The organism is Aeromonas sp. 604176, from assembly GCF_049170755.1.
Lineage (GTDB): Bacteria > Pseudomonadota > Gammaproteobacteria > Enterobacterales > Aeromonadaceae > Aeromonas > Aeromonas veronii_A.
This window is the reverse complement of record NZ_JAAKNE010000134.1, coordinates 1-10,903: the sequence shown is the minus strand read 5'-3', so window position 1 is coordinate 10,903 and position 10,903 is coordinate 1. Positions and strand designations below refer to the sequence as shown.

Below are 10,903 nucleotides of genomic sequence, written 5' to 3'. Positions count from 1 at the left end.
GCACCCTGCTCCTGCTGGAGCTGCCAGGTGAGGGCGTCGTTGACGAATTCGATGGGGAGGCGAACCTCAAGGGTAACGGCGTCGCCGGTGCGAACCACCATCACAGGATCCAGCGCCCGCAGCCAGTGCTGACGATGTTCCTCTTCCAGCTGCTGCACCAGTGCGGCCTCGTCATCGACGCGGTAGCCCATGGCGCCAAGCATGGCGGCCTTGCTCTCTTCGGATACCTGGGCCGGGTGGCCCCAGGCATCGACATACTCGCTGGCGATACCTTTTGCGGCAGCCAGCTGTTCAATCAGGGTGGTCATAGTTTGAGAATTCCCGCTGTGGATTCTATCTATACTATTTTGTTTGATTTTTATGGGGTGGTACTTGAACAGTGGCTCTATGGGCCATGCTAAACCGCGCACATTTTTACATATCTCAGTGAATGGTTGTGTGACCGAGTAGGCACTATTGTTGATATCTGCGCGATGCCACGATCTGGCACTTTTTTCGTCAAAACGTGGTAATCAGTTACATAAACAGAAAATTAATTTCACAGTTTTTCATGATATAGCGCAATTTCAGACAGAATGTTGGTTGACTCACCGGAGAGTTCTAGTAAATTTACAAGCGGAATTTTCTTTGACTACTGAACAGTTAGGTAACTAAATATGACTATCAAAGTAGGTATTAACGGTTTTGGCCGTATCGGTCGTTTCGTATTCCGTCTGGCTTGCGAGCGTTCTGACATCGAAGTTGTTGGTATCAACGACCTGATCGATGTTGACTACATGGCTTACATGCTGAAGTACGACTCTACCCACGGTCGTTTCAAGGGTACCGTTGAAGTTAAAGACGGCAACCTGGTTGTAAACGGCAAAACCGTACGTGTTACCGCTGAGCGTGACCCGGCCAACCTGCGTTGGAACGAAATCGGTGTTGACGTTGTTGCCGAAGCTACCGGTCTGTTCCTGACCGACGAGACTGCTCGCAAGCACATCGCTGCCGGTGCCAAGAAAGTTGTTCTGACTGGCCCGTCCAAAGACGCGACCCCGATGTTCGTAATGGGCGTTAACCACGCTACCTATGCTGGCCAGGACATCGTTTCCAACGCTTCCTGCACCACCAACTGCCTGGCACCGATCGCCAAGGTTCTGAACGATACCTTCGGTATCGAGTCTGGCCTGATGACCACCGTTCACGCTACCACTGCTACCCAGAAGACCGTTGATGGTCCGTCTGCCAAAGACTGGCGCGGTGGCCGCGGTGCGGCTCAGAACATCATCCCGTCCTCTACCGGTGCTGCCAAGGCTGTTGGCGTAGTTATCCCGGAACTGAAAGGCCTGCTGACCGGTATGGCTTTCCGTGTTCCGACTCCGGACGTGTCTGTTGTTGACCTGACCGTTAACCTGAAGAAAGCTGCCACCTACGCAGAAATCTGCGAAGCGATGAAAGCTGCTTCCGAAGGCGCTATGAAAGGCGTTCTGGGCTACACCGAAGACGAAGTTGTATCTACCGACTTCCTGGGTGAGCGTCAGACCTCCGTATTCGACGCCAAGGCTGGTATCCAGCTGAACGACAAATTCGTTAAAGTTGTGTCCTGGTACGACAACGAAATGGGCTACTCCAGCAAAGTTCTGGACCTGATCGCTCACATCTCCAAGTAATTTGGGATGCGCAATCGCGTAGCTTGAAAAAGGCGGCCATTGGCCGCCTTTTTGTTTTTCGGTTTCCCCTGATGACAGGAGTCCACATGCAATCCATTCGTCCCCTGACAGCCAATTGCAAGCTTGCCAACAATGCGGCCGGTCTGCCGGTTCTCACCATCAACAACGACTATGCCAAGGCCGAGATCAGCCTGTTTGGCGCCCATGTGCTGAGCTATCAACGTCATGGCGAGCCGGCCTCCATCTGGCTGAGTGACAAGGCGGTGCTGGATGGCAGCAAGCCTGTTCGCGGTGGTATCCCGATCTGCTGGCCCTGGTTTGGCCCGGCGCCTGCCCGCGTCGGTAGCGGCAAGCCTTCCCACGGTTTTGCCCGTACCACCCTCTGGATGCTGGACGGAGTCTCAGATCACGCCGATGGCACGCTCGTTCATCTCTCCCTGCGCGACAGCGACGCAACCCGCGCCCTGTGGGATCACTCCTTCGAGTTGGAACTGGACGTGCTGGTGGGCAAAGAGCTTTCGCTGGTGCTGACCACTCGCAACACAGGTGCTCAGCCATTGACCTATAGCGGTGCGCTGCACACCTATTTGCAGATCAGCTCACCAGAGGCGGTAAGCGTCACCGGCCTGGGCGAGCCCTATGCCGACAAGCTGACCGGACAGGATGCCAAGCAGCAGGGTGCATTGACCCTGAGCGGGCCGCTGGATCGGGTCTACTGGCAGCCAGAGGCGCTGGTGAGCGTGCAGGATGGTGAGCGCGAGACCCGGGTTGTGAGCGGCAACCACGACAGCGTGGTGGTCTGGACCCCCTGGCTGGAAGGGGCCACCGCCATGGCCGACATGAGCGACGATGGCTATCGCACTATGTTGTGTGTCGAGGCCGCTATCGCTGGCGAGGCGGGGGTGACCGTTGCGCCGGATGAAGAGCACAGTCTCTCTACCGTGATCATCTGATCAGGATGAGGTTCAGATAAATAAAGAGGGCTCCCGCGGGAGCCCTCTTTGCATCTCGTGACGGCGACAATCAGGCGTTGCCCTGAGTCTTGAGCTTGAGTTCGGCGGCGAAATTGAGCATCCGGTCGAGGGGGATCAAGGCTTTGACCCGCAGATCTTCGTCGACATGGATCTCGTGGCGCTCGGCACCGTCGGTGAGGGCTTCCTTGATCGCCACCAGACCGTTCATCGCCATCCAGGGGCAGTGGGCGCAGCTGCGGCAGGTGGCGCCATCGCCACCGGTCGGTGCTTCCACCATCTCTTTCTCCGGACAAGCCTGCTGCATCTTGTAGAAGATGCCCCGATCGGTCGCCACGATCAGTTTCTGCTGGGGCAGCTCTTTGGCTGCCTTGATCAGTTGACTGGTGGAGCCGACCGCATCGGCCAGCTCAATCACCGAGGCGGGGGATTCCGGATGAACCAGCACGGCGGCATCCGGATTCTGCTCTTTCAGCTCGCGCAGGGCACGGGCCTTGAACTCGTCGTGGACGATGCAGTGGCCCTGCCAGCGCAGCATCTGCGCCCCGGTCTTCTTCTCGATATAGGCGCCCAGATGGCGATCCGGGCCCCAGATGATCTTGTGACCCAGACTGTCGAGGTGTTCGACGATCTCCAGCGCAATGCTGGAGGTCACCACCCAGTCAGCCCGTGCTTTGACGGCGGCCGAGGTATTGGCATAGACCACCACGGTATGGTCGGGATTGGCATCGCAGAAGGCGGAGAACTGCTCGATGGGACAGCCCAGATCGAGGGAGCATTCGGCCTCCAGAGTCGGCATCAGCACCCGTTTGTGGGGGCTCAGGATCTTGGAGGTTTCCCCCATGAAGCGCACCCCGGCGACAATCAGGGTCTGCGCCTCGTGATCGCGACCAAAGCGGGCCATCTCCAGCGAGTCACCGACGAAACCGCCGGTGGCTTCGGCCAGCGCCTGGATCTCGGGATCCGTGTAGTAGTGGGCAACCAGTACCGCCTTGCGCTCCTTGAGCAGCGCCTTGATTTCTGTGGTCAAGGTCGTTCTCTGCTCGGCACTCAGGGGAAGAGGTTTGGCCGGAAAGGGGTAGTCCATCGCGACTACCGGCGGGACACTGCTCAGTGCATTGTTCATTGCGACTGTTCCATCAACGCTCGGGAAGGCAAAAATTATAACCATAAGCCTGTCACAAACCCATCAACAAATCGGGTGAAGCGCAAGTGGGCGAATATACTCAATTAATTCGTTGTTATTCTGCCATAAGGAGTTGTCGCATGAAGCAACGTTCCCTCAAGTTCAAGTTGTTGTGCCTTACCATGGGGCTGTTTCTGCTGACCGGGCTGGCCATGACCCTGTTGCAATCGGCTTCTTTCAGCTCCCTTCGCAACATGGTGATGACCCAGACCAGCGATGCACTGGAAGAGGAGGTCTCCCGCAGCCTGCAGTATCAGGCAGAGCGTTATGCCATCCAGATTGCCTCGCTGATGCAGAACTCCTATCAGATCCCCCTGACCGTGACCGCCCAGATTGAAGCCGGGATGGCCAAACCGGAACTGCGGTTGTCGCGGCCCCAAGTGGAGTCTCTGCTCGGCAGCAGCCTGCAGCAAGCGAGCGGGATCAGCTCCATTTATGCCCAGTTTGAACCGGATGGCTATGATGGCGAGGATGGCAACTGGCTGGGCGGGGCCAGCCACTCGGTGGCAGGCAAGGGGAGTCTGGAGGTCTATTTCACCAAGGATCAGGGAGGGGCCGTCGCTCAGCAAGCGGTGGACGCCGCCGCCAGCGAGGCCAAGTTTGATACCTCCCTCAACGAGTTCGGCATTCGCAACAGCGAGTGGTATCTCTGTGGTCGCGATACCCGCCAGCCCTGCCTGATGGAGCCCTACCTCTACGAAATCAGCCCGGGCAACAAGATGCTGATGACCAGTCTGACGGTGCCCGTGCTGCGTGACGGCAAGTTTGTCGGGCTGGCCGGGGTGGATATGAACCTGCCCATCTTCCAGCAACTGGCTGAAAACCTTGGCAAGAGCCTCTATGACAACAAGGCGGATGTGACCCTGGTCAGCAAGATGGGGCTGATTGTGGGCAGCAACCGCTATGCCGACAAGCTGGGCCGTCCACTCAAGGAGGTGGGCCTGACCCTGCCTGACGGTCAGCCGGTCAGCAGCGACAGTGACTTCATTCTTCATCAGCCCATCCGGGTTGAGGCAGCCAATACCCAGTGGTGGTTGATGATCAAGGTGCCCAAGGCGCTGGCCCTAAGCAAGGCGCACACCATCAGCAGCGAGCTCGGCGCCCTGCTGGTGGATGCCCAGCGGCAGCAGATCATCGCCATGGGCGGTATCACCCTGTTGGTGTTGGGACTGCTGGTCTGGTTTATCCAGACCATCACAGCGCCACTTTCTCTTATCAGCCGCCATGTGGGTCATCTCTCCAGCAACGAGGGGGACCTGACCCAGCAGATGGAGATCGACACCCATCAGGAGCTGATCGATCTGGGCGCCCAGCTCAATGCCTTTCTCGGCAAGCTGCGGGGCATGGTGCAAATGAGCAAGGGGATCGGTCAGCAGGTCTACCAGCAGGCGCGGGAGATGAAACATACCGCCGACACCATGCGCAGTAGTCTGGACGAGCAGAATCTGGAGCTGGAGAGCGTGGTGAGCGCCATGCATCAGATGAGCACCACGGCAGTCAGCGTGGCGGGTTATGCCGAGCAGGCTGCGCAGGAGTCGGAAGCGGCGACCCACCACATCAATACCGCCCAGCAGACCCTCAGCAATGCCCGCAACGAGATCCATACTCTGGTCGGCGATATGCATGAGGCGGATAAAGCGGTGGCGCTGGTGGCCCAGCGCAGCACCAATATCAGCCGGATCCTCGATGTGATCCGCGCCATTGCCGAGCAGACCAACCTGCTGGCCCTCAATGCCGCCATCGAAGCGGCGCGGGCAGGGGACATGGGCCGTGGCTTTGCGGTGGTGGCAGACGAGGTACGGGCGCTGGCCAACAAGACCCGTGAATCGACCGACGAGATTGGCCAGCTGATTGGCAGTTTGCAGACTGAGGTGAGCAGCAGCCAGCGTCTGATGAATACCGGCATCGAGCGCTCCACCACCACGGTGCAGGGTACCGAGCAGGCGTTCGAGGCGCTCAATCGGGTGGTGGCCCAGATCCAGCAGATCCACGACCACATCAGTCAGGTTGCCACCGCCGCCGAGCAGCAGAGCGCCGTCAGTGACGATATCAACAAGAATTTGATGCGGATCGGCGATACCGCCAACGTGATCGGGCAGGAGGCCAGCTCCAGCCATCAGCTGAGCGAAGCGCTGGAGCAAGCGGCTACGGCGCTGGCCAGTCAGCTCGATCGGCTGCGTACCTGAGTGGCAGCCAGAGAGACAAAAGCCCGCGAGCGATCGCGGGCTTTTTTATGACTCGACGGCAGAGTTGCGTCAGTTGCGGGGTTCAACCAGCAGGATGTGGGAGTCGGCCCCGACCACCCTGACCTTGCTGCCCGCAGGCAGCGACTCGTCGCAGCGCACCGTCCAGACTGTATCGTCCAGATGCACCCGACTGGTACCTTGGGTGACGTCATCCAGCAGGGTCAGCTCGCGGCCCATATAGCTCTGCATCCGCTCGTTGATGGTGCTGGCGGCATCCTGACCCGAGTTGTCGCGCTGGTGCTGCCAGCGCCACCAGGCCCAGGTGGTGAGCAGGGATTGCACCGCAAACAGCAGCAGCTGCGCCTGCCAACCAAAGGGCCAGATCAGCAGCAGTAGCCCCACTTCCAGCGCGGCGATGCCGGTCCAGAGCAAAAAGCCCACAGAGCCGAGCACCTCGATGGCCAGCAGCACGAAGCCGAGCCCCAGCCAGTGCCAGTGGGTCAGCCCCTCGAACAGGGTGATCATGACTTGCCGCCCTTGCCATCCTTGAACAGCTCGGCCATGCCGGCCACGGCGCCAATCAGGCTGCCCGCTTCCAGCGGCATCATCACCACCTTGCTGTTGGGACCTTCACCGATGCGCGCCAGCGCTTCGGTATATTTCTGGGCCACGAAGTAGTTGATGGCCTGCAGATCCCCTTCGGCAATTGCCTGGGAAACCATATGGGTCGCCTTGGCTTCCGCCTCGGCGGCCCGCTCTCGCGCTTCGGCGGCGAGGAAGGCGGCCTGACGCTCACCTTCGGCCTTAAGGATCTGGGACTGTTTTTCACCCTCCGCTTTCAGGATCTTGGACTGGCGCACCCCCTCGGCTTCCAGCACTTCGGCCCGCTTCTGGCGCTCGGCCTTCATCTGGGCGTTCATCGCTTCGACCAGCGCCAGCGGCGGGCGCACATCTTTAATCTCGATGCGGGTCACCTTGATACCCCAGGGGGCGGTGGCGGCATCCATGGTGCGCAGCAGTTTCTCGTTGATGGTGTCGCGCTGGGAGAGCATCTCGTCCAGCTCCATGGCACCGAGCACGGTGCGCATATTGGTCATGGTGAGATTGCGGATGGCGCTGGTGAGATCGTTGACCTCATAACCCGCTTTGCGGGCATCCACCACCTGCACAAAGCTGATGGCGTCGATGGTGACGTTGGCGTTGTCGCGGGAGATAACCTCTTGTGCCGGGATATCCAGCACCTGCTCCATCATGATGATCTTGTGGCCGACCCTATCCACGTAGGGGATCAGCAGGTTGAGGCCCGGGGTCAGGGTGCGGGTGTAGCGGCCGAAGCGCTCCACCGTCCAGTTGTAGCCCTGGGGCACGATCTTGATGCCCGCGCTCAGGGTGGCGAGCACCAGGAACACGAAAATCCCTAGCACAATCAATGATTCATTCATCATTTAGCTCCTTATGAAACACAGTCCCTAGCCTATGGTCTGGCGTCAGGTACCACAAGTGACTTTGTACGCCTTTGTCATGAATCGGCTTTGCTAATTACCAAAAAGCATTAAAAAGCATTTTTTATTATTATGAGGGATAAGCTGCCCTGCCTATAGTCGCCCCATATTAGTCGTATTCCGAGGGATGGGTCGAAATGGATTATTTGCCGATGTTTGCCAAGTTGGACGGGCGCCCGGTGCTGTTGGTGGGCGGGGGCGAAGTGGCCCTGCGCAAGGCGCGCCTGCTGCTGGCGGCCGGTGCCCGACTGACCATCGTCTCCCCGGAGCTTGAACCGGAATTCACGGAATTTTCCGGTCGTTTTACCCATCTTGCCGAGCGCTTCACTCCGGCCCATCTGGCAGGCCAGATTTTGGTGGTGGCGGCGACCGACAACCTCGAAGTCAACTCGCTCGTTTACCAAAGCGCCAACCAGCTGGGTCTGTTCGTCAACGTGGTGGATGACCCCAAGCGTTCCAGCTTTATCTTCCCCTCGATCATCGATCGCTCGCCGCTGATGGTGGCAGTCTCCAGCGGCGGCAAGGCGCCGGTTCTGGTGCGCTTGCTGCGCGAACGGCTGGAGAGCCTGCTGCCGCGCCATCTTGGCGGGCTGACCGAGCTATCCGGCCGGGTGCGTGACAAGGCCAAGCGGGTGCTCTCCTCGATTTCCGAGCGTCGCCGCTTCTGGGAGCGCGCCTTTGCCTCCAACACTCTCGCCAGCCTGATTGAAAAAGAGGATTGGCAAGGTGCCGAGCAGTGGCTGAGCGATGGCCTCGATCAGGCGAAAAGCGAAGTAGGGGAAGTGGTATTGGTCGGCGCGGGCCCCGGTGATCCGGGCCTCTTGACCCTCAAGGCGCTGCAACAGATTCAACAGGCTGAAGTGGTGCTCTACGACCAGCTGGTCTCCGCCGAGATCCTCGATCTGGTGCGTCGTGATGCCACCCTGGTGTCGGTAGGCAAGAAGGCGGGTGCCCACAGCGTGCCGCAGGAGGAGACCAATCGCCTGCTGGTGGAATACGCCAAGGCGGGCAACCGGGTGGTGCGGCTGAAAGGGGGCGATCCCTTTATGTTTGGCCGGGGTGGCGAGGAGCTGGAAGTGCTGGCCGACGAAGGTATCCCCTTCTCGGTGGTGCCCGGCATCACGGCCGCTGCCGGTGCCACCGCCTATGCCGGTATTCCGCTCACCCACCGTGATTACGCCCAGAGCGCCGTCTTTATCACTGGCCACTGCCAGATCGATGGCAAGGAGCCCGACTGGCAGCAGCTCGCCGCCACCAGTCAGACCCTGGTCATCTACATGGGGCTGATGCGCTCCGAGCATATCCAGCAGCAGTTGGTGGATCACGGCCGAAGCCAAGCCACCCCCATCGCCATCATCGAGCGCGGCACCACGTCCCGTCAGCGGGTGCTGACCGGCACGCTGGCCGACTTGGCCGAGCTGGCCAAACAGGCGGTGAGCCCTTCGCTTATCGTCATCGGCGAAGTGGTTGCCCTGCGCGATCGGCTCGCCTGGTTTGGAGAAAAGGGCTGCGAGCAGCAGCGCGCTAACCCGGATCTCGATGGCTGTGACCTCAAGCTGGTGCAGCTGGCCTGACCGAGAAAGAGATATTTGATGCGGCTGCTGGTGCGGCCGCGCACTGAACCACCCAGCGCCCCGAGCAGGCGCATAAGCAATGACCCGAGGACCAACATGGACCGTGAAAGATTGACCCACTTGCAGCAGCTGGAAGCCGAGAGCATCCATATCATCCGCGAGGTGGCTGCCGAATTTGAAAACCCGGTGATGATGTACTCCATCGGCAAGGACTCCTCCGTCATGCTGCACCTTGCCCGCAAGGCCTTCTATCCGGGCAAGATCCCGTTCCCCTTGCTGCACGTCGACACCGACTGGAAGTTCAAGGAGATGATCAAGTTCCGCGACGAGACCGCCAAAAAGTACGGGCTGGATCTGATCGTCCACAAGAACCCAGAAGGGCTCGCCATGGGCATCAACCCCTTCGTCCACGGCAGCGGCAAGCACACCGACATCATGAAGACCGAGGCGCTCAAGCAGGCGCTCAACAAATATGGCTTCGATGCCGCCTTCGGCGGTGCCCGCCGCGACGAAGAGAAGTCCCGTGCCAAGGAGCGGGTCTACTCCTTCCGTGACAAGTCTCACCGCTGGGATCCGAAGAACCAGCGCCCCGAGCTGTGGCGCGTCTACAACAGCCAGGTCAACAAGGGGGAGAGCATTCGGGTGTTCCCGCTCTCCAACTGGACCGAGCTGGATATCTGGCAATACATCTATCTCGAGAACATCGACATAGTGCCGCTCTACTTCGCCGCTTACCGTCCGGTGGTGGAGCGCAACGGCATCAAGATCATGGTGGATGACGAGCGCATGCCGCTGACCGCCGAGGATGAGGTGAAGCAGGAGCTGGTGCGTTTCCGTACCCTCGGCTGCTACCCGCTCACCGGGGCCATCGAATCCGATGCCACCACCTTGCCGGAAATTATTGAAGAGATGCTGCTCACCACCTCGAGCGAGCGGCAAGGGCGGCTGATTGACCACGATCAGGCCGGCTCCATGGAGCAGAAGAAGCGTCAGGGATATTTCTAAGGAGTCGTCAGCATGAACAGCCATATTCAGACCGCCATCACCGAACAGGGCATTGAAGCCTATCTGCACGCCCAGCAGCACAAGAGTCTGCTGCGTTTTCTCACCTGCGGCAGCGTGGATGACGGCAAGAGCACCCTTATCGGTCGCCTGCTGCACGACTCCCAGCAGATTTATGAAGATCAGCTCAAAGCGCTGGAGTCCGACAGCCAGAAGCTCGGCACCACCGGCGAGAAGCTGGACCTGGCACTGCTGGTGGATGGCCTGCAGGCGGAGCGCGAGCAGGGCATCACCATCGACGTGGCCTACCGCTACTTCTCCACTGCCAAGCGCAAATTTATCATCTCGGATACCCCAGGCCACGAGCAGTACACCCGCAACATGGCCACCGGCGCTTCCACCTGCGATCTGGCCATCATTCTGATCGACGCCCGCAAAGGGGTGCTGGATCAGACCCGCCGCCACAGCTTTATCGCGAGCCTGCTCGGCATAAAGCAGTTCGTGGTGGCGGTCAACAAGATGGATCTGGTGGAGTTCAGCCAAGAGGTGTTCGAGCGCATCAGCGCCGATTACCGCGAGTTCGCCAAGAAGCTCAGCGTCGACACCATTCATATCGTGCCGGTCTCGGCGCTGGACGGTGACAACGTGGTCAACCCGAGCGACAAGCTGGCCTGGTATCAGGGCGAAACCCTGCTCTCCCTGCTGGAGTCTGCGGAAGTGGAGCGCGAGCTGGAGCGCCATCCAGTGCGCCTGCCGGTGCAGTATGTGAACCGCCCCAACCTCGATTTTCGCGGCTTCGCGGGGACGCTCGCCTCCGGCATCCTGCGGGT

Annotated in this window: 9 protein-coding genes and 1 pseudogene; 6 read left to right on the top strand and 4 right to left on the bottom strand. The window is 59.7% G+C overall.

Features of this window, described 5'->3' with window-relative positions:
* Positions 1-308 (bottom strand): annotated as a pseudogene (locus G5358_RS18410) (4-alpha-glucanotransferase); the annotation flags it as partial.
* Positions 309-656: 348 nt separating this feature from the next.
* Here G5358_RS18410 and gap point away from each other — a divergent pair.
* Positions 657-1,652 (top strand): type I glyceraldehyde-3-phosphate dehydrogenase, encoded by a 996-nt coding sequence (gap, locus tag G5358_RS18405; RefSeq protein ID WP_216975942.1) that lies wholly within the window; start codon positions 657-659, stop codon positions 1,650-1,652.
* 86 nt (positions 1,653-1,738) lie between these two features.
* Entirely contained in the window at positions 1,739-2,605 is an 867-nt protein-coding gene (locus G5358_RS18400) for a D-hexose-6-phosphate mutarotase (protein WP_160882008.1), read from the top strand.
* Between the two features lie 70 nt (positions 2,606-2,675).
* Here the strand turns inward: G5358_RS18400 and nadA are convergent, their stop codons facing one another.
* Positions 2,676-3,749, bottom strand: a complete 1,074-nt coding sequence (gene nadA, locus G5358_RS18395; RefSeq protein WP_421316964.1) for a quinolinate synthase NadA — start codon at positions 3,747-3,749, stop codon at positions 2,676-2,678.
* Positions 3,750-3,889: 140 nt separating this feature from the next.
* On the opposite strand from nadA, the gene G5358_RS18390 reads away from it, so the two are divergent.
* A complete protein-coding gene (locus G5358_RS18390; protein ID WP_421319744.1) occupies positions 3,890-5,995 on the top strand; it encodes a methyl-accepting chemotaxis protein in 2,106 nt (701 codons plus the stop codon).
* A 69-nt stretch (positions 5,996-6,064) separates the two neighbouring features.
* Here the strand turns inward: G5358_RS18390 and G5358_RS18385 are convergent, their stop codons facing one another.
* The gene (locus G5358_RS18385; protein WP_421319742.1) at positions 6,065-6,520 is read right to left on the bottom strand and encodes an NfeD family protein; all 456 of its coding nucleotides are present in this window, start codon (positions 6,518-6,520) and stop codon (positions 6,065-6,067) included.
* A complete protein-coding gene (locus G5358_RS18380; RefSeq protein ID WP_421324658.1) occupies positions 6,517-7,437 on the bottom strand; it encodes an SPFH domain-containing protein in 921 nt (306 codons plus the stop codon). Before G5358_RS18380 ends, G5358_RS18385 begins: the two co-directional genes overlap by 4 nt.
* Positions 7,438-7,634: 197 nt before the next feature.
* On the opposite strand from G5358_RS18380, the gene cysG reads away from it, so the two are divergent.
* The 3 genes from cysG to G5358_RS18365 form a co-directional block, all read left to right on the top strand.
* The gene (cysG, locus tag G5358_RS18375) at positions 7,635-9,071 is read left to right on the top strand and encodes a siroheme synthase CysG (RefSeq protein WP_421324657.1); all 1,437 of its coding nucleotides are present in this window, start codon (positions 7,635-7,637) and stop codon (positions 9,069-9,071) included.
* Positions 9,072-9,143: 72 nt separating this feature from the next.
* Entirely contained in the window at positions 9,144-10,076 is a 933-nt protein-coding gene (gene cysD / locus G5358_RS18370) for a sulfate adenylyltransferase subunit CysD (RefSeq protein ID WP_323670614.1), read from the top strand.
* A 12-nt stretch (positions 10,077-10,088) separates the two neighbouring features.
* Positions 10,089-10,903, top strand: an 815-nt coding sequence (locus tag G5358_RS18365; protein WP_421324656.1) for a GTP-binding protein, incomplete at its 3' end; no start/stop codon positions are given.